Consider the following 19,165-nt stretch of genomic DNA (forward strand, 5'->3'; position numbering starts at 1 on the left):
TTTCCTCTTTAAGGGCGCAGCGATGCGCCCTTGTCATTTACTGCGCTTCCACGTCGATGTGCAGCGCATCGTAACGCCAATACTCCAGGTCGCAATCGATCACCCGGTCGTGCTGATCGCGGTTCACCCGCGTAATGAACAGCGCCGGGCTGCCGTAGGTCACCTTCAGCATGGCGGCGGCCTGCTGCGGCAGCAGGGTGGGCAGCATGTCGAAACGCACCCGCCCGTAGTGGATGCCGTAGCGCGCGGCGTACAGCGCGGTCAGCGACTGGGTCAGGTCTTCCTCCAGAATGCCGGGGAAATAGGCCGGGTTGAGGTAGTGCTCGCAGTACAGCACCGCGCGCCCGTCGATATAGCGCAGCCGGCGAATGCGATAGGCCTCGGCGCCGGGGGGTAGCGCCAGGCGGCCGGCCAGCGGCGCGTCGAGCGTGACTAGCGCGCTGTCGATCGCCTCGGTATGGGCGGCGCGCCCCTGCTGCTGCGCCATGGCGTGAAAATGGCTGCGCTGCAGCGGGTTGTAGATAAGACGCGGGGGCGAGATGAACCAGCCGCGCCGCACCTGGCGGTAGATGACGCCCTGCGCCTCCAGTTGACCGAGCGCCTCCTGCAAGGTAATGCGGGTCGTGGCGAACTGTTCGCTCAGGGCGCGTTCGGAGGGCAGCTTGCCGCCCACGGCAAACTCGCCTGCGGTGATGCGGGCGTTCAGCGTTTGGCAGATGGTCGCTACGGTCGTCGGTGCTTCACTCATACAGCGGGTGTCCCGTTTCAGTGCGTTTGGCCTCCCTTAAGGTAGACCAGCGTCGCGTTTTCGCCGTTGCAATGGGTGATAAAACTGTCGCTTTTTTAAGCTGACATATAATTATCACATTCGTCCGTTAGATTGGTTTGGTCCTTGCTGGACTAGTCCAGCCATCCCCACACTACCACCTGGAGCATCAGTTATGAAACGTTTGTGCGCTTCTGTGTTAACCAGTGCCATCGTGTTATCCAGCCAGATGAGCTGGGCCGCGGATACCGATCTGGCGGCGCTGGAGCAGGCCGCTAAAAAAGAAGGCGAAGTCAACAGCGTCGGCATGCCGGACAGCTGGGCCAACTGGAAAGGCACCTGGCAAGATCTGTTGAGCAAATATGGCCTGAAGCATGTCGATACCGACATGAGCTCCGCACAGGAGATCGCCAAATTCGATGCGGAAAAGAACAACGCCACGGCGGACATCGGTGACGTCGGCGCGGCCTTCGGCCCGGTGGCGGTGCAGAAGGGCGTAACGCAGCCGTACAAACCCTCCACCTGGGATCAGGTGCCGGACTGGGCGAAAGACAAAGACGGCCACTGGGCGCTGGCTTACACCGGCACCATCGCCTTCATCATCAATAAACAGCAGGTGAAAGATATCCCGCACAGCTGGGCCGATCTGCTGAAGGGCAGCTATCAGGTCACCATCGGCGACGTCGGCACTGCGTCGCAGGCGGCCAGCGGCGTGCTGGCGGCCACCTACGCCATGGGCGGCAACGAGAAAAACCTCAAGCCGGGCCTGGAATTCTTCGGCAAGCTGGCCAAGGCCGGCCGCCTGAGCCTGAGTAACCCGGTGATCGCATCGCTGGAGAAAGGGGAAGTGCAGGTCGGCGTGGTGTGGGACTTCAACGGCCTGAACTACCGCGACCAGATCGACAAAACCCGCTTTGAAGTGCTGATCCCGTCGGACGGCTCGATCACCTCCGGCTACACCACCATCATCAACAAATACGCCAAGCACCCGAACGCCGCCAAGCTGGCGCGCGAATACATCTTCTCCGACGCTGGCCAGATCAACCTGGCGCGCGGCTATGCCCGCCCGATCCGCGCCGAACATCTGACGCTGCCGGACGACGTCAAAGCCAAGCTGCTGCCGGCCGAGCAGTACAAGAACGCGCACCCGATCGCCGATCCGGCGGCCTGGGAACAGAGCGCCAAAGCGCTGCCGCGTCTGTGGCAGGAAAACGTCATTATGTTTATGCAGCAGTGAGTTAACGCACCATGAAAACGATCCTCGTGCTGCTGGACGGCCTCAACTACCGGGTGGCGCACGACGCCATGGGCTATCTGCAGGCCGAATGCGCGGCGGGACGCGGACGGTTGTACCTGCTGGAGAGCGAGCTGCCCTCGCTCTCCCGGCCGCTGTATGAATGCATCCTCACCGGCGTCACGCCGGTGGAGAGCGGCGTGGTGCACAACCACGTCTCGCGCCTTTCTCATCAACAAAGCGTGTTTCATTACGCGCGCGCCGCCGGGCTGACCACCGCCGCCGCCGCGTATCATTGGTTCAGCGAATTGTATAACCGCACGCCGTTCGACGCCGCGCGCGACCGCCATACCGACGCGCCTGAGCTGCCGATCCAGCACGGGCATTTCTATTACGACGACGGCTATCCCGACAGCCATCTGTTCGACGACGCCGAAAGCTTGCGCCTGCGTCATCAGCCGGACTTTCTGCTGGTCCATCCGATGAACATCGACGACGCCGGGCACCGCTTCGGCCTCTCTTCGCCGCAGTACCGCAATGCGGCACGCCGCGCCGATGGTTCGCTGTCGCGCTATCTGCCCGAGTGGCTGGCCGCCGGTTATCAGGTGCTGGTTACCGCCGACCACGGCATGAACGACGATCGCAGCCACGGCGGTGTGTTGCCGGAAGAGCGCCAGGTGCCGCTGTTCGTGTTCGGCACGGGCTTCAGCCTGGACGACGCCGATCCGCAGCAAACCGAGCTGTGCGGCACGATTTGCGATCTGCTGCAGGCGCCGCACGACAAGCCGCGCTGCCGCGCGCTGCTGGCGCAGGATGCGCGATGAACGGCAAAAACAAATGGATCGCCGCGCTGTGCCTGCTGCCGTTTATCGTGCTGTTCGGCGCGTTTCAGATCGCCCCGCTGGTATGGATCGCCGTTCACAGCTTTTTCAGCGAGAGCAGCGGCTGGGGATGGGGCAACTATGTCGATATCCTCACGTCGCCGTTCTACCTGCAGGCCTTTCAGTTCTCGCTGGAGATCTCGCTGTGGTCGAGCGTCTACGGCTTGCTGATTGCGTTAGTGGGCAGTTACTCGCTGCGCCAGCTCGGCCAAACCCGATTTCATGACTTCGTGATGTCGTTCACCAACATGACCAGCAACTTCGCCGGGGTGCCGCTGGCGTTTGCCTTCGTCATCCTGCTGGGGCTGAACGGTTGCCTGACGCTGCTGCTGCGCAAATACGGTCTGATGGAGAGTTTCAACCTCTATTCGAAGAGCGGCCTGATCGTGCTGTATACCTACTTCCAGATCCCACTGGGGGTGCTGTTGCTGTATCCGGCGTTCGACGCGCTGCGCGCCGATTGGCGTGAGTCGGCGGCGCTGCTCGGCGCCGGCCCCTGGCGCTACTGGCGGCATATCGGCCTGCCGGTGCTGGCGCCGGCGCTGATGGGCACCTTCGTCATTCTGCTGGCTAATGCGCTGGGCGCCTACGCTACGGTCTACGCGCTGACCACCGGCAACTTCAACGTGATCCCGATCCGTATCTCGGCGCTGGTGGCGGGGGACATCTCCCTCGATCCGAACCTGGCCAGCGCGCTGGCGATGCTGCTGGTGGTGATGATGGCGTTTATCACGGTGATCCACCAATGGATGCTGCGCAGGAGCTACCTCAATGCGCGCTCATAATCGGATGGAGAATGCTCATGTCGCGTGCTGAACGCCTGTACCATCGCACGGTGACCGGCCTGCTGCTGCTGATCCTGCTGTTGCCGCTGGCGGCGACGCTGATTTATGCGCTGGCCACCCAGTGGGGCGCCACCATTTTGCCGGACGGTTTTACCCTGAAGTGGCTGACGGCGCTGTGGAGCGACCCGCGCTTTTTGCAGGCGCTGTGGCACTCGCTGTTGATCTGCTTCGGCACGCTGCTGCTGTCGGTGGTGGTGATCCTGCCGGCGATGTTTGTGATCGCTTACTACTTTCCCAAGCTGGACGCGGTGATGAACGTGCTGATTCTGCTGCCGTTCGCCGTGCCGCCGGTGGTGTCGGCGGTGGGGCTGATGCAGCTGTTCGCCGCCGATCCGCTGCCGCTGCTCGGCACTCCGTGGATTTTGGTGGGCTGCTATTTCACCATCGCGCTGCCGTTTATCTACCGCGCCATCAGCAATAACATGCAGGCGATCAATCTGCGCGATCTGATGGACGCCGCGCACCTGCTCGGCGCCAGCACCTGGCAGGCGGCGCTGCTGGTGGTGCTGCCGAACCTGCGCAAGGGCGGAACGATCGCCGTGCTGCTGTCGTTCTCGTTTCTGATCGGCGAGTTCGTGTTCGCCAACCTGCTGGTGGGCAGCCAGTATGAAACGCTGCAGGTCTACCTGTTCAACATGCGCAACGGCAGCGGGCATTTCACCAGCGCGCTGGTCATCTCCTATTTCGCCGTGGTACTGCTCGTCACCTGGCTGGCGAACCTGCTGAATAAAAACAAGGGTTAACCCGATGGCTTATCTCAACGTCACCCGCCTGAACAAACACTATGGCCAGACCCAGGTGTTTCAGGATATCGATTTCACCGCCGAAGAGGGGGAGTTCGTCACCCTGCTGGGGCCGAGCGGCTGCGGCAAATCGACGCTGCTGCGCTGCCTGGCCGGCCTGACCCCGGTCGACAGCGGGCACATTTTGCTGCAGGGCCAGGATCTGGTGCCGCTGGCGCCGCAAAAGCGCGGCATCGGCATGGTGTTCCAAAGCTATGCGCTGTTTCCCAATATGACGGTGGAAGGCAACGTGGCCTTCGGGCTGAAAATGCAGAAGCTGGCGGCCGGGCAGATCGGCCAGCGGGTGCAGGAGGTGCTGGCGCTGGTGGAGCTGAGCGATCTGGCGAAGCGCTATCCGCATCAGCTGTCGGGCGGCCAGTGTCAGCGCGTGGCGCTGGCGCGATCGCTGGTCACCCGCCCGCGGCTGCTGCTGCTCGACGAACCGCTGTCGGCGCTGGACGCGCGTATCCGCAAACACCTGCGCGAGCAGATTCGGCGCATTCAACGCGAGCTGAACCTGACGGCGATCTTCGTTACCCACGATCAGGAAGAGGCGTTGACCCTGTCGGATCGCATCGTGCTGATGAACAAGGGGCAGATCGTGCAGAGCGGCGATGCGGAAACCCTGTATACCCAGCCGGCGGACGCCTTCGCCGCCGGGTTTATCGGCAACTATAACCTGCTGACCGCCGAACAGGCCGCCCAGCTGACCGGGCGCAGCTATGCCGGCAAGGTGGCGATCCGGCCCGAGTCTATCGGCCTGTTGCCGGCCGGGCAGGGGATCGGCGGGGTGATCCTGGGCCACAGTTTGCTCGGGAATGTGGTACGCTATCGGATTCAGGTTCGCGGTGTAGAATTGCTGGTTGACGTGCTCAACCGGTCGGTGGCCGACCTGCGGCCCGACGGCGCGGAAATTGGGCTACACTTGGAACCTGTTGTATTGCGGGAAGTTGCATGACTTCGCAGCGCGGCGCCGGGGCCTTTCCGCCGCCGCATTAACCCTTCTCTTCTGCGGTCTGCCGCCCGCTCGCTGTCCTGCCAGACCTACGCCCGGCAGGCGGGACCGCGCGCTGTACCCGTCATCTTTTGGCCTACCGGCTGCGGCTAAGGCGAACAGAACCGTTCCGTCCGTCCGCACCGCCTGACTGGCATCGGGTATCAGCCTCCTTTGGCCGGGCGTTAATGGAGCGTATCTTCCGTGCTGACCCTTCTTCACCTGCTTTCCTCCGTGGCGCTGTTGGTGTGGGGTACCCACATCGTGCGCACCGGGATCATGCGGGTTTACGGCGCCAATCTGCGGCGCGTGTTGAGCGACAGCGTTGAGAAAAAGCCGCTGGCGTTCGTTTCCGGCATTGGCGTGACCGCGCTGGTGCAAAGCAGCAACGCCACGGCGCTGCTGGTGACCTCTTTCGTCGCTCAGGGGCTGGTGGGGCTGGCGCCTGCGCTGGTGATCATGCTCGGCGCCGACGTCGGCACCGCGCTGATGGCGCGCGTGTTGACCTTCGATCTTTCCTGGCTGTCGCCGCTGCTGATCCTGGTCGGCGTCTTCCTGTTCCTCAGCCGCAAACAGATGCGGATCGGCCAGATCGGGCGCGTCCTGATCGGCCTTGGGCTGATCGTGCTGGCGCTGGAGCTGATCGTGGCCGCCGCCACGCCGATCACCCAGGCGGCCGGGGTCAAAGTGCTGTTCTCGTCGCTGACCGGCGACGTGATGCTGGACGCCCTGACCGGCGCGTTATTTGCCATCGTTAGTTATTCCAGCCTGGCGGCGGTGCTGCTGACCGCTACCCTGACCGCGTCCGGCGTGATTTCGCTGAAGGTGGCGCTCTGCCTGGTGATCGGCGCCAACCTCGGCAGCGGCCTGCTGGCGATGATCAACGCCAGCGGCCAGAACGCCGCCGGACGGCGCGTAGCGCTCGGCAGCCTGCTGTTCAAGCTGGTGGGGTGCGTGCTGGTGCTGCCGTTCGTCGCCTATCTGGCGGATGTGATGGCTCAGTTGCCTGGCGGCAGCGAAGAACTGGTGATCTATTTCCACGTGTTCTACAACCTGATCCGCTGTCTGGTGATGATCCCGCTGGCCGGGCCGATGGCGACGCTGTGCGAGCGACTGATCGTCGACGTGGCGGCCGACGATCCGCGCATGCGGCCGCGCCATCTGGACGCCAGCGCGCTGGACACGCCGACGCTGGCGCTGGCCAACGCGGCGCGCGAAACGCTGCGGATGGGCGACGTGGTGGAACACATGATGATCCTGCAGCGCGAAGTGCTGCACGGCAAGCAAGGGGTGGATAAAGAGGTGCGGCGTCTGGATGACGACGTCGACGTGCTGTACACCGCCATCAAGCTGTATCTGGCGCAGATCCAGAAGGAGGATCTGGGCGAGGAAGATTCGCGCCGCTGGGCGGAGATCATCGAAATGGCGCTCAACCTGGAACAGGCGGGCGACATCATCGAACGCATGGCCGGCGACGTGGGCGCCAAGTCGCACGCCGCGCGCCGGGCCTTCTCGACGGAAGGGCTGGCGGAGCTGGATGGGCTGCACGAGCGGCTGATCGGCAACCTGCGTCTGGGGCTGTCGGTGTTCCTGTCCGGCGACGTTACCAGCGCCAAGCGCCTGCGCCGTTCCAAGCACCGCTTCCGCATTCTGGATCGCCGCTACGCGCACGCGCACGTCGATCGCCTGCACCAGCAAAACGTGCAGAGCATCGAGACCAGTTCGCTGCATTTGGGGTTGTTGGGGGACATGAAGCGCCTGAACTCGCTGTTTTGCGCCGTGGCTTACAACGTGTTGGATCAGGATGCGAAGGACGACGATCGCGACTGGGAAGACACCCCAAGCACGCTGTAAAAAAATGCCCCCGGTTTTCACCGGGGGCATTGCCTAGGAGAGGTGCGTTATTTGCCGCTGAACACGCCGGCTTTGGCGTCCGCCTGTTTCGTTGAGGCATGGCCGCTGGCGAACGGCACGTTGCCGTCAACGCCCTGTTTCGCCGCACCGGCGGCCAGGCCGCCTACCGTGGCCGCCACATCGACGCGGCCGCCGCCCTGATAACGTTGGCCGCTGACGTCCTGCTGGCTGACCTGGCTGCCGCCCAGTTCCACCTTGCCCTGCTGGCTGCGGATCTCGCCGCCGGTGAGTTGGGTTTGGCCGCCGACCTGCAGCGCCACGCCGTGCTTACCGGTAATCGCCGATTGCTCGCCGACCGCGTTGTTGTTCACCACCTCGGCATTGACCTTGAGCTGCCCCTGGCGGCCCGCCGGCCCGGTGACGCTGTCTTTCACTGCGCCGCCGACGGTGCGTGCACCGCGATCCCACAGCGGGCCCTGCGGTTTCTCGCCGGCCGGCGTTTCCGGCAGCGTCACTTTACCGTCGGCTTTGCTGAAGCTGACCGCGCCGGTGGTGTCCTGCTGCGGATCGAGGCGACGCGCCACGCTGTTGTACTTGTCGGTGGTGGCGTCGGCCACTTTGTTCACCCCGGCGTCCAGTTTCTCTTTCACTTTCCCGGCGTAGCGCGGCGTGCCCACCTTCGACAGCTTGGAGGTGATGCTGCTGCCCGGATCGTTGCTGTGGCTCAGACCGGCATCCACATCCACCTTCACGCCTTTCTCGACGTCTTTGCGGCTTTCAACGTGCAGATCGCCGCCCACCTTGCCCTGTACGCTGTCGGCATCGATGCGCGCCCCGGCGAGGCGGGTGTCCTTGCCGCTGTTGAGCGCCACATTGCCCGCGGTGATGCCGGTGTTGGCGTGGGTGGTTTTATCCTGCTGTTCCACGCCGACCTTCAGACCGGCGCCCAGCGTATGGGTGTCTTTGCCGGTGTTCGGATCGACCTTGCCGGCGGCGTCCTTGTTGAACGTTTGGCCGCCTTTGGCGTTGGCTTTAATGCCCAGGCTCCAGTTGTCCTTATGCTGCTCGTTCTTGGCGGACTCCAGCAGGATACCGCCGTTTTTCGCCTCGAGCACGGCGCTGCCGCCGCTGACCTTGGCGCCCTGCAGATGCAGCGCGTCATCGCCTTTGCCGCCGGCGGACAGGGTGACCTTGCCGTCTGAGGCGAGCGTAGCGCCCTGGCGTTCGGTCGCGGACTCATTCACCTTGGCGATGTCGAACGCGCCGCCGGCGGAGAGACTGCCACCGGTTTTTTCCTTGCTGTCGCTGCTGCCGGCGCCCAGATCGAGATTGCCGGACAGCTGGCTTTCCTTGCGCGTTTGGGTCGATTCCGCCGCCTGCAGCGCGACCTTGTTGCCCGCGCTCAGGGTGATGTCGCCCTGGCTTTTAACGTCGGTGCCTTTAAGCGTCAGATCGCGGCCCGCCTTCAGTTCAACGCCCTGTTGGCCGCTGACGTTGCCGACCTGTGCGGTACTGCCGCTGCTTTCGCCTTTGTTGGTACCGCCGCCGAAGCCGGCGCCGAAGTTTTTACTGTCGGCGGTGAAGCCGCCCTTCGCCGAGGCCTTGACGTTAAAGCCGCTGTGGTTCTCACTCTGTTTGTCGCTGGCCTGATCAAAGCGGATATCGCCGCCGGCGTCGACGGTGGTTTTACCGCTGCCGCCGTTCAGCGCGGTACCCTGATAGACCGCGTCTTTTTTCACGTTGACGTTGATGCCGTTGGCCGCGTCGATCGAGCCGGTCACCGCCTGGCTGGCGCTGCTGTTGCTGCGCTGGGTGCCGCCTTCGCCCTTGGCGTCCACGGTCAGATCGCTGCCGGTGGAGGTGTAGACGCGCACGCCGGCGCTGCCGCGGGTATCGCGGTTCTGCTCTTCCTGGCGGTTCGTTGCAGCTTCGCTGCGGTGGCTGTCCGCCGTCAGCGTGACCGCGCCTTTGCTTGCCTGATATTGCGTGCCCTGATCGCGCACTTCGCCTTTGGCGTTGATGTCGATGCTGCCGGCTTTCACCGAGCTGACCACCGCCTGCGAGCTGCTGCTGCGTTTTTCGCTGCTGCCGCCCTGTGCGCCGATATCCAGGCCGACGTTAGGCGCGCCGATGCCGCCGATGTCGTTGATGACGCCGGTGGCGTCCAGCTTGGCCGCCTTGCCGACCGCGCGCTCGACCGGGCGGGTCACGGCGCTGTAATCGACGTTGGCACCGATGTTCACGCCGACGTCGGTTTTGGTGGTGCTGCTGCTGGCGGTGTCGGCGGCGGCCAAATGATCGACGCCGGCGGCGTTCTCTTGGTAGGTGCCGCCGACGCTGTGCTGCGCGCCTTGCTGGGTCAGCTTGTCGCGGGCGTTGACAGTCAGGTTGCCTTTGACGTCGCTGCCGGAGGTGACCGCCTTGCTGCTCTGCGCCTGCGTTTTGCTGTTCTCGTAGCCGGCTTCCACGCCGCTGCCGAGCTTGTCGATGCCGCCGGTGTAGTAGAAACCGCCGCCGATCTTGGTCTGCTCGGTGTTCGAGGTGGTTTTATCGTCGGCCGCCAGGAACGAGACCTTGTTGCCGCTGACGCTGGCGTCGCCTTTGTCGGCGACCAGTTTGGAGCCGCTGAAGGTCACGTCCTTCTCCGCCTCGAGCTTCACGCTACCGCCGCTGAGGGTCGAGGCGCGGTTTTCGGTGCGGGTGGTTTTTTCGCTGTCGCGGGTGTGTTCGATGCGCAAACCGGCACGGTATTGCTTGTCGCCGGCTTCTTTGGCGTAGCCGTTGACGGTCAGCGCGGTCTTCTGCTCATCGATTTTTTGCTGCTGTTCGGCGGCCTTGACGTTGATGTTGCCGGTCTGTGACGTCACGCTCAGCTCACCGCCGCTGGTGACCTGGCTGCCGATGACGTCGGTATCCTTACGGCTGACCAGCTTCAGGTTGGTATCAGACTTCAGCTCGCTGGCGGTGCTGCTCTGGTAGCTGTTGTCGGCCTTGTGTGAACTGCTGGTGATGTTGAAGGCGGTGCCGGTGCGCGCGTCGATTTTGTCCACGGTGGTGCTCAGCGCGTTGTCGATGCGCAGGCCACCTTGCGTGGCGGTGACCAGGCCGCCTTCCTTGCCGCGCGCCTTGCTGCCGGTGATGGTGACGCCCTGCTGGCCGTTCAGGCGCAGGGTGCCGTCGCTGGTCAGTTCGGAGGCGTGGCTGACCTCGCGACGGTTGCTGTTGTTTTTGTTGTCGCCGCCGCCGATGCCGCCCCAGGAGGTTTTGTCATCGCGCACCGCTTTGGCGTTGGCGGTTTTCTGCACCCCGATCTGGATTTGGTTGCCGGCATTGACCGTCAAATCGCGGCCGGCGTGCAGCTTGGCGCCCTGGGTCGCGACGTTGTTGCCGGCCTCCAGCGTCAGCGCCCCCTGGCTGCGCAGTTCGCTGGCCTTCAGGCTTTCGCTTTCGTCGCTGCTGCTCCAGCTGCCGGTGCGCAGGCTGGAAGTGTGATTGCGCTGGTAGCCGCGTTCGGTGGACTTATCCTTCTCCACCAGTCCGGCGAGGTGCACGTTGCGCGCCGCCTTGACGCTCAGCGCCCGATCGGCGCTGACGTTGGCGCCCAACAGGTTCACGTCTTCCCGGGTACTGACGAGTTTGGCGCTGCCGCTGGCGGCGACGGTGCTGCCTGCCTGCTGCTGCTGCTCGCGCTCACGGGTGACGTCGTATTGCCAGGAGTAGAACCAGCGGTCGTCGGTGTGGCCCTGGGTCTGTTTCAGCTGCTGGCCGTCGAGCGTCAGCTTGCCGCCCTGGAGGGTGATGTCTTCGCCGCGAATATCGGTGGCGGTGAGGTGCGCGTGGTTATCCGCCACCAGGCTGATGTTCTTGCCTTTCAGCTCGGTGCGGGTCAGCTTCTGGCTGCTGCTGCGGTCGTTGACGTAGATGCCGCCGCGGTAGTTCTGGTAGTTGTCGCCGCCGTTGCGGTTGCTGCTGGCGTCGTCAACCCGGCTTTCGCTGCGAATATCGTAGGCTTTCACCTTGAGATCGTCGCGGGCGGCCAGCGTGCCCGCCAGCTTCACGCCGCTGCCCTGCGCGGTGTTGATGATGTTGATGCGTCCGGCCTGCATGCTGCCGAGGTAGTAGCTGTCCAGCGCGGTGGTCGGCTGTACGCTGGCCAGCACCTTGCCGTCGCGCGCCACGCGGTTATGGCCGCTGATGGCGTTGATCGCCGCCGGCGTTACGCTGCCGTTGCGGTGGGTGAAGTCTTGTACGATCACGTCACCGCGGCTGTCTATCTTCGGTGCGATCAGATCCAGCACGCCGCCGGCGTTCAGGGTACCGTTGAGGCTCAGGGTATTGCGGTTGTCCAGGGTGCTGTAGCCCTGCAGCAGGCCGTTCTCCACCAGCGGGTTGCCGACCACCAGCGAGGAGCGGCTGGTATTGATGAACCCGCAGCCCTGGCAGCTGATGCCGTTCGGGTTGGCCAGCACGTAGTCGGCCGCCATGCCGAAGATCTCTTGCTGGCCGTGCAGCAGAGAAGGGTTACGGCCGATCACTTCGTTGAGAATGACGCTGGCTTCGCGCCCGCCCAGATTGGGGTTGGCGCCCAGTTGACCGGCCAGCTGCGACAGCCCTGCCTCGCGGGAGTTGTTCAGCACCGCGCCGGGCTGGTTGACGTTGAAGTCCTGATACTGGTTGTGCGACAGCCCGTTACCGTTCGGCGCGACGATGTCGACCACCTGCGCGCCGGTTGCGGCGGTGGAAACGCCGGGGCCGTTGGCGCCGTTGGCCGCCACGATCTCCGCGGCATAGGCGCCGGCGGAAGCGGCGAGAATAATCGCCAGCGCGGCGGCCAGTTTGCCCGCTGCTGAAAGCCTGAAGTTATTATTTTTCATCCATGTCTCTCCGTATATTGCCGTGGGGTCCTGCAAAACTGCTGATTAATTAAAAGGTGTAAGAAAAGCGCGCCAGTACCTGAACGGGATCTTCCGGCGTGGCGTGATTTGACAAGATCCAGCCGCGGCTGACCTCGAGATCGACCAGCGCCTGCCGATAGCGCAACGTGGCGCCGCTGCTCAGGCCGGTGCTGCTGCGCCACCCCGAGTTGTCCTGGCGCGGCAAAATGCGGCCGACGTCGGCGCCGAGGCGCGGCGTCAGCGTGGTGGCGCCCAGATTGAAGCTGCGCGACAGCGTGTTCTGCAGATACCAGCCGTTGTCGCCGGACTGGGTGCTGCGGCTAAAGCCGCGCACGGCGCTGCGATCGGTAAGGCTCAGCCATTCCACGCCGGGCAGCGGGTCGCGGCTGTACTGGCCATAGAACAGGTTGTTGAGCTGATAGGTCGCCTCGCCCAGGTGAAGGCGCTGGCTGAGGTTGGCGAACAGCTTGCCCTTGGTGAACTGGCTGTCGAGGTGCACCGAGCTCGGGTGGCGATCGGCCCCCAACCACGGCAGACCCTGTTCGACGCTGAGATTGGCGCTGAACACCCCGTTGGGCAGAATCTGCAGGTGGCTGGCGCTCAGCTCGGCCAGGGTCAGCGTGGGGCTGCTGACTTCGAGGCGCACGCTTTCGAAGTAGCTGTCGATGCGCTTGTAGGTCAACTGGCCGCTCAGGCTGTCTATCTGATCGCGATCGCGGTAAAACACATAGTCGCTGCGCAGCCCGTACTGTTGGGTCTGGCCGTGCAGTTTGACCACGTTGTGCGGCAGTTGCTGGTGGTTCTCATAGGACGAGAAGCTGGCGAACCCGCTGAAGGTGAACGCGCCGTACGGCAGCGAATAGAGCAGGGTATAGGCGCGGTTATAGCGGTGAGCCGGGTTTTCCAGCGTGCTGCTGGCGTTCAGGCTGACGAAGTCCGACAGGCCGAACGGGCTGTCCAGCGTGGCGGTGGTGCGCGCCAGCCACTGGCCGGTGCTTTTTTGGCCGTAATTATCCGTGCCGGCGGTAATCAGCCAGGGCTTGGCATGTTGATTGCGCAAACGAATGACCGAACCGCCAACCTGGTGGCCGGGCAATATATCCAGCTTGGTGGTATTCGATTGCAAACGGTTGGCCTGATCCAATCCCTGGTCGAGCTCGGTTAATTTCAACGGCTTGCCTTCCAGCCCCGGAAATAATAAACGGCTGTTGACCCAGCGATCGCCGCCTTCTATTTTCTCGATGAATCCTTCGGTAACGCTTAACCCCAATTCTCCCTGTGAATTAGGGCGAACAATTTGCACGCGCGCGGTGATATAGCCTTTCTGCACATAAAGGCGCGTTAATTCGCGGGTCAGGCGATTGATATCATTGCTGCTGATGCAGTTTTCCGGCAGCGCGCTCAGGGCGGATAAATCGGTCGGCGAGAGCAGGGTGACGCCCTGCAGATAAACGCCGGCGATCGGCAGGCACTGCGCGGACTGCGGCAGGGCGGGCGCGGGCGGTTCCGGCTCCGCCAGCAAACGTTGCTGCTTCAGCTGCTGGTAGCGGCGTTGCTCAATCAACTGGTTGACTTCACGCGTGCTGTCTTGCAACGCACGGCGCGACTCCCCCATCGACATATCCCGCATCATGTGGGCGTCCGGCAGGGTTTCGGCGGAAAGGGCCGTGCTGACCAACAGCGTCAAGGCGGTTATTTTTTTTATCATTGTAATCCATTATGAGAGGCCGCCGGGGCAGCCCGCCCAATCCATGAGGTTAACCACGGGCGGCCGACGGCCGGCCCGAAATAATGAGCGACATGCACATTGCGAGGTATCTTGATTTGCCGCGGCAAATAAGACGGTGGGTATAGATCTAAATAATAATTAGGCTGCTTCTTTTATGGTGGGCAACCCTGGTGACTTAATTAATTAAAAAAAGTAGAACGTCTCTTCCTCTTGCCAACATTATCGGCATGGTTAGGAAGAATCTGAATTTTTATTTTTCACGGATGATAGGGGATGAGAGGAATTATGACAATCCGACCAGTGGGAAATACGAAATTTCGCAGAGAAGAACGGGGACGCAATTGTTTGCGTCCCTACAGGCGGTTTATTTTTTCTTGATAGGGCGGCCGGACCAATACCCCGCCAGCAGCGAACCGGAGAGGTTGTGCCAGACCGAGAACAGTGCGCCCGGCAGAGCGGCCAGCGGTGAGAAGTAGATTTTACCCAGCGTGGCTGCCAGCCCGGAGTTCTGCATGCCGACTTCGATCGCCAGCGTGCGGCAGGTGGATTCGTCGAAGCCGAACAGCTTGCCGCCCCAGTAGCCGCTGAGCAAACCGATGCCGTTGTGCAGGATCACCGCGACGATCACCACCAAACCGACCGAGGCGATGTGGCTTTGGCTGCCCGCCACCACCGCGCTGATGATCGCGAGGATACACACCATCGACAGCGCCGGCAGCAGCGGCTCAATGCGTTTCACCGCCTTGGTCAGGGTGTGGTGGACGATCAGCCCAAGGCCGATCGGGATCACCACGATCTGCAGAATGCTCAGCAGCATGCCCATGATATCGACGCTGATCTTGGCGTCGACATACAGGCGGGTCAGCAGCGGCGTGGCGAACACCCCCACCAGCGTCGAGACCGCTGAGATGGTCACCGACAGCGCCACGTCACCCTTGGCCAGGTAGATCATTACGTTGGACGCGGTACCGCTGGCCACGCTGCCCACCAGCACCATGCCGGCGGACAGATCCGGTGGCATGCGGAACAGCATCGCCAGGATCCAGGCCGCCAGCGGCATGATCAGATAGTGCAGGAAGATGCCGGCCGCCACCGGGCCGGGGCGCGCCAGCACGCGTTTGAAGTCGTCCAGCCGCAGCGTGACGCCCATGGCGAACATGATTAGCATCAGCAGCGGGCTGACGTAGGGGCCGATGCCGGTAAAGGAGGTCGGCGTGTAATAGGCGGTGACGGACAGCAGTATCGCCCACAGGGGGAATAAGCGCGTGAAGAGTGCCAACATGCAGGTTTTCCTTAGCCAGATTGAGAACGGTGGGTGTGGTTGTGTTTTTTGCGGGTTCAACATGCTGAACCCCTGCAGGTTTTGAACGAATTTTTTAGACGCAGGGGCGCAGCGTGCTGCGCCCGCAATCAGGGATAATGACTTATTCGAACAGGTTGTGGTGCAGGGCGCGCACCACCTGCTCGGCTTCTTCGCCCGGGACCAGGAAGCACAGGTTATAGCTGCTGGCGCCGTAGCAGATCAGGCGGATATTGAACGGATCGAGCACGCCGAACACCTCTTTGCCTACGCCGCAGGCCCGCGACAGCTGGTTGCCGATGATCGCCACCAGCGCCAGGTTTTCTTCCACTTCCACCCGGCACAGCGACGACAGCTCGGTCAGCAGCGAGGTGGTCAGCAGGCTGCCGCCGACGGAGGTGGCACCGGTGGTGTCCATGGTCAGCGCAATGCTGACCTCCGAGGTGGTGATCAGATCGACGGAGATGTTGTGGCGCGCCAGAATATTGAACACCTCGGCCAGGAAACCGCGCGCGTGCAGCATGTTCAGGCTGTGCAGCGTCAGCAGCGTTTGCTTGCGGCGCAGCGCCAGCGCACGGAACAGCGGCGGGTTTTCGGTGGTGTTGCACACCAGCGTGCCGCCGGCCGCCGGATCCTTGCTGGAGCCGACGAATACCGGAATATCGCTGCGCACCGCCGGCAGCAGGGTGGCGGGGTGCAGGACTTTAGCGCCGAAGGTGGCCATTTCCGCCGCCTCTTCGAAACCGATTTTGTCGATGCGCTTGGCCGCCGGCACCACGCGCGGATCGGTGGTGTAGATGCCCGGCACGTCGGTCCAGATATCCACCCGGCCAACGCCGAGCGCCTCGCCGAGCAGCGCGGCGGTATAGTCGCTGCCGCCGCGGCCGAGCGTGGTGGTACGGCCCTTCGGCTCGCTGCCGATAAAGCCTTGGGTGACCACCAGCGCTTCCTGCAGGCGCGGCTGCAACTGCGCTCGGGCCAGTTCGCTGAGCGCGGCGCTGTCCGGCACGGCGCGGCCGAAGTGATCGTCGGTGCGCATCACTTTGCGCACGTCGAACCATTCGGCCTGCACGTTGCGGGCGCGCAGGATTTCAACGAACAGCAGGGTGGACATCAGCTCCCCATGGCTGACCAGCTCGTCGGTCAACGCCGTCGAAGTGGCCAGCGACGCGGCCTCCGACAGCATGGCGATGTTTTCCAGCAGCCGGTCGATCTCTTCACGGATCACCGCCGGCGCCGTGAGGCGATCGAGGATGGCGTACTGGATGCGGCGAATTTCATCAAGCTGGTAATTGCGCTTGTCGGCCTCGCAACCCTCGGCCAGGGCGACCAACAGGTTGGTGACGCCCGCCGAAGCGGACAACACCACCAGGCGGACCTGCGGGTTGGCCAGCACGACGTCGGCGCTGCGGTTCATGGCTTCAAAGTCGGCGACGCTGGTGCCGCCGAACTTGGCTACCACGGTGGAATTCTGGGGTGCTGCTTGGTTCATCTAGAAACCTCGTGTCAGGGATGCCCGTTTGGGGGCACTGTAATTCCATAGCCTTGGCACAAGGGGAGAGCGGTAAACAGGGGGCAGGCGTAGAGGTCAGGCTACGATACACCCAGAAGCGCCCCACCTTGTCGATCGCCCTGTGGGCGATCCCCTGGTGACAACCCAGGGGATTCAGCCCCTGTAGTCGATACGATAATGGCCGGCCATTATCGTACCTCGGCGTCGCTCCCCCTCGGGTGCCGTCAACGGAGAAACGGCTCCTCTGACACTCTACCTGGGCGACGCGCCTCTTCTGGCTTGCGCACCGGGTGCGCAAGTAGGCTGTTAGGAATAGCCGGTTATCGCCATTCTGTCAACGTACAGACGGTGAGGGATTTTCATCTTGTACCAGCGCGATAAGCGTACAGGGCATCGCGGGCGTGGAACCGGCGCCAATCGGTTGCAGAGAACCGTCTTCCTTTTGGCTGAATAACGGGATAACGCCCTGATGTTTCTCCAAATACTCCAGCCAACCGAAATTTTCGTTCAATTTGGTCGCCTTGATGGTGGCCCCCCTGGCGAGCAGGCTGCTCAGGCGGCCGTAGGTGGCTTCCTGATTAAATAAAATTTCATGCCGGCGGAAACGCGAACTTTCCGCGCTGGCGCCGCGCCCTTTCAGCGGCGCCCCCGAACGGATGGCAAACACGTGATCCTCACCGAAGAGATGGCCGAAGTGGTAGACCGCCAGCGCGTTCTGGTGGCGATTGGGCGACAGCGCCAACACCTGGGCGATATTGCTCAGGTCGAGATAGTTCTCGGCGTGTTCGGAGTAGGCGTGGCCATAGTAGGCCGGAATGCCGTCCATGCGCGCCTGGCGGTAGTATTCCCAACTGCTGTCGGTGACGATCACCGGCACGTTCAGCTTGATCAGCGCCTGCGCCAGCATGCGCGCCACGCTGTTGGCGCCGACGATCAGCACGCCGCGCGGCTTTTGCTGCTGTACCCGCAGCCAGCGCGCCATCATGCCGCTGGTCAGGCTTTGTAGCACCACGGTGCCGATGATGATGGCGAACACCACGGTGACCAGCCGGTCCGCGCCCTGATAGCCGCTGCGCTGCAGCGTCAGCGCGAACAGCGAGCTGACCGCCGCGGCGACGATGCCGCGCGGGGCGATCCAGCACAGCAGCAGCCGATCGCGCCAGTGCAGGGAAGAGCGCCAGGTCGACACCGCGATGCACAGCGGCCGGGCGATGAACTGCACCGCCAGCAGCAGCAGGAGCAGCGGCCAGCCCATGTTCCACAGCGCCTGGATGTCGAGCCGCGCCGCCAGAATGATGAACAGCGCCGAGATCAGGATCGCCGACAACTCCTCTTTGAACGCCAGAATATCGCTGGTATCGACGTCGCGCATGTTGGCCAGCCAGATGCCCATCACCGTGACGGTCAGCAGGCCGGATTCGTCGGCGATGGCGTTGGAAACGCCGAAGGCGGCCAGCATGATCGCCAGCACCGCCAGGTTCTGCAGGTAGCGCGGTAGCCAGACGCGGCGCAGCGCCAGGCCGAGCAGGTAGCCGAACAGCGCGCCGGCGATCAGGCCGACGGCGGCGGTCACGCCCAGCGTCCAAAACAGGTGGGTATAGGACTCCGCATTCTGTTTCAGCACGATGAATTCGAACACCAGCAGGGTGAAGATGGCGCCGACCGGATCGATGACGATCCCTTCCCAGCGCAGCACCTGGTTAATGTTGGCGTTCGGCCGCACCACGCGCATCAGCGGGGCGATCACCGTCGGCCCGGTCACCACCGTCACCGCGCCGATCAGCGCCGCCAGCTCCGGCGGGAAATCCAGCAGCCACCAGCTGGCGAGGCTGATGACCAGAAAGGTAACCAGCATGCCGACGGTGACCAGATTGCGTACCACGCCGCCGAGGCCGCGTATCTCCTCGAAACGCAGCGTCAACGCCCCCTCGAACAGGATGATCGCCACCGACAGCGACACCAGCGGAAACAGCAGATCGCCGAACAGCAGATCCGGCTGCACCAGATGCACCGTCGGGCCGAGCACGATGCCGAACAGCAACAGCGGCAAAATGGCCGGCAGGCGCAGCAGCCAGGCCAGCCACTGCGCCAGCAGCGACGCCAGGCCGATAAGCACCAACATGAGCGGGGCGGATAATTCCATAAGCGAGATCCCTTTCAAATGACGAAATAAGCAACGATGACACAGCCTGATGACAATTCGGCAACCCCGATAACAGGCCGTTAGCCCAAAGTATAGAGTGAAAGCTGAAACGAGGCGGCAATGCGTTGACAGTTAGCGCCTATCGCAAGAAAAGAGATCATAATCACAGTCGAACAGGCTACAATCGGACAAACGCGTCATTTTTATTCTCAAGCCTAAGAGTGTTGCT

At 63.1% G+C, this 19,165-nt stretch carries 12 protein-coding genes and 1 riboswitch; of the genes, 6 read left to right on the forward strand and 6 right to left on the reverse strand.

From position 1 onward, the window contains the following. Nucleotides 1–37 precede the first annotated feature (37 nt). Entirely contained in the window at nt 38–748 is a 711-nt protein-coding gene (locus QOL81_RS17105) for a UTRA domain-containing protein (protein ID WP_060425131.1), read from the reverse strand. Nucleotides 749–941: 193 nt separating this feature from the next. Between QOL81_RS17105 and QOL81_RS17110 the strand changes: the two genes are divergently transcribed. The 6 genes from QOL81_RS17110 to QOL81_RS17135 all read left to right on the forward strand — a co-directional run bounded on the left by QOL81_RS17110 (nt 942) and on the right by QOL81_RS17135 (nt 7,356). Next, complete coding sequence (locus QOL81_RS17110) at nt 942–2,003, forward strand: ABC transporter substrate-binding protein (protein ID WP_004936660.1); 1,062 nt, start codon at nt 942–944, stop codon at nt 2,001–2,003. A gap of 11 nt (nt 2,004–2,014) precedes the next feature. Beyond that, nucleotides 2,015–2,824 (forward strand): alkaline phosphatase family protein, encoded by an 810-nt coding sequence (locus tag QOL81_RS17115; protein ID WP_038874364.1) that lies wholly within the window; start codon nt 2,015–2,017, stop codon nt 2,822–2,824. Next, a complete protein-coding gene (locus QOL81_RS17120) occupies nt 2,821–3,666 on the forward strand; it encodes an ABC transporter permease (RefSeq protein WP_070913896.1) in 846 nt (281 codons plus the stop codon). The genes QOL81_RS17115 and QOL81_RS17120 overlap by 4 nt, the downstream gene beginning before the upstream one ends. A 17-nt stretch (nt 3,667–3,683) precedes the next feature. Further along, nucleotides 3,684–4,469, forward strand: a complete 786-nt coding sequence (locus QOL81_RS17125) for an ABC transporter permease (RefSeq protein ID WP_049201534.1) — start codon at nt 3,684–3,686, stop codon at nt 4,467–4,469. Nucleotides 4,470–4,473: 4 nt separating this feature from the next. Next, a complete protein-coding gene (locus QOL81_RS17130) occupies nt 4,474–5,466 on the forward strand; it encodes an ABC transporter ATP-binding protein (protein ID WP_038874358.1) in 993 nt (330 codons plus the stop codon). 240 nt (nt 5,467–5,706) lie between these two features. Next, on the forward strand, nt 5,707–7,356 hold the full coding sequence (locus QOL81_RS17135; RefSeq protein WP_049201530.1) for a Na/Pi cotransporter family protein: 1,650 nt from the start codon (nt 5,707–5,709) through the stop codon (nt 7,354–7,356). Nucleotides 7,357–7,403: 47 nt separating this feature from the next. Here QOL81_RS17135 and QOL81_RS17140 read toward each other — a convergent pair whose 3' ends face one another. From QOL81_RS17140 to QOL81_RS17160, 5 genes are all read right to left on the reverse strand, one after another. Next, nucleotides 7,404–12,230 carry a hemagglutinin repeat-containing protein gene (locus QOL81_RS17140; RefSeq protein WP_070913897.1) on the reverse strand — a complete coding sequence of 1,609 codons (4,827 nt, stop codon included), beginning with the start codon at nt 12,228–12,230 and terminating at the stop codon, nt 7,404–7,406. Between the two features lie 49 nt (nt 12,231–12,279). Next, nucleotides 12,280–13,959: a ShlB/FhaC/HecB family hemolysin secretion/activation protein gene (locus QOL81_RS17145; protein ID WP_070913898.1), complete on the reverse strand. Its 1,680-nt coding sequence runs from the start codon at nt 13,957–13,959 to the stop codon at nt 12,280–12,282. A 385-nt stretch (nt 13,960–14,344) separates the two neighbouring features. Beyond that, the gene (gene panS, locus QOL81_RS17150) at nt 14,345–15,262 is read right to left on the reverse strand and encodes a ketopantoate/pantoate/pantothenate transporter PanS (RefSeq protein ID WP_049201525.1); all 918 of its coding nucleotides are present in this window, start codon (nt 15,260–15,262) and stop codon (nt 14,345–14,347) included. Between the two features lie 142 nt (nt 15,263–15,404). After that, nucleotides 15,405–16,772 carry a lysine-sensitive aspartokinase 3 gene (gene lysC, locus QOL81_RS17155; RefSeq protein WP_060425141.1) on the reverse strand — a complete coding sequence of 456 codons (1,368 nt, stop codon included), beginning with the start codon at nt 16,770–16,772 and terminating at the stop codon, nt 15,405–15,407. 108 nt (nt 16,773–16,880) lie between these two features. Then, a riboswitch (Lysine riboswitch) is annotated at nt 16,881–17,075 on the reverse strand. A gap of 52 nt (nt 17,076–17,127) precedes the next feature. Further along, nucleotides 17,128–18,936 carry a cation:proton antiporter gene (locus QOL81_RS17160; protein ID WP_060425143.1) on the reverse strand — a complete coding sequence of 603 codons (1,809 nt, stop codon included), beginning with the start codon at nt 18,934–18,936 and terminating at the stop codon, nt 17,128–17,130. Nucleotides 18,937–19,165 lie beyond the last annotated feature (229 nt).

Origin of the sequence: Serratia sp. CC22-02, assembly GCF_900182895.1 — a bacterium.
GTDB classification, from domain to species: domain Bacteria; phylum Pseudomonadota; class Gammaproteobacteria; order Enterobacterales; family Enterobacteriaceae; genus Serratia; species Serratia nevei.

Coding starts and splice junctions, on each gene's coding strand:
- QOL81_RS17105 (WP_060425131.1), bottom strand. CDS start 748: ATGAGTGAAGCACCGACGACCGTAGCGACCATCTGCCAAACGCTGAAC.
- QOL81_RS17110 (WP_004936660.1), top strand. CDS start 942: ATGAAACGTTTGTGCGCTTCTGTGTTAACCAGTGCCATCGTGTTATCC.
- QOL81_RS17115 (WP_038874364.1), top strand. CDS start 2,015: ATGAAAACGATCCTCGTGCTGCTGGACGGCCTCAACTACCGGGTGGCG.
- QOL81_RS17120 (WP_070913896.1), top strand. CDS start 2,821: ATGAACGGCAAAAACAAATGGATCGCCGCGCTGTGCCTGCTGCCGTTT.
- QOL81_RS17125 (WP_049201534.1), top strand. CDS start 3,684: ATGTCGCGTGCTGAACGCCTGTACCATCGCACGGTGACCGGCCTGCTG.
- QOL81_RS17130 (WP_038874358.1), top strand. CDS start 4,474: ATGGCTTATCTCAACGTCACCCGCCTGAACAAACACTATGGCCAGACC.
- QOL81_RS17140 (WP_070913897.1), bottom strand. CDS start 12,230: ATGAAAAATAATAACTTCAGGCTTTCAGCAGCGGGCAAACTGGCCGCC.
- QOL81_RS17145 (WP_070913898.1), bottom strand. CDS start 13,959: ATGATAAAAAAAATAACCGCCTTGACGCTGTTGGTCAGCACGGCCCTT.
- panS (WP_049201525.1), bottom strand. CDS start 15,262: ATGTTGGCACTCTTCACGCGCTTATTCCCCCTGTGGGCGATACTGCTG.
- lysC (WP_060425141.1), bottom strand. CDS start 16,772: ATGAACCAAGCAGCACCCCAGAATTCCACCGTGGTAGCCAAGTTCGGC.
- QOL81_RS17160 (WP_060425143.1), bottom strand. CDS start 18,936: ATGGAATTATCCGCCCCGCTCATGTTGGTGCTTATCGGCCTGGCGTCG.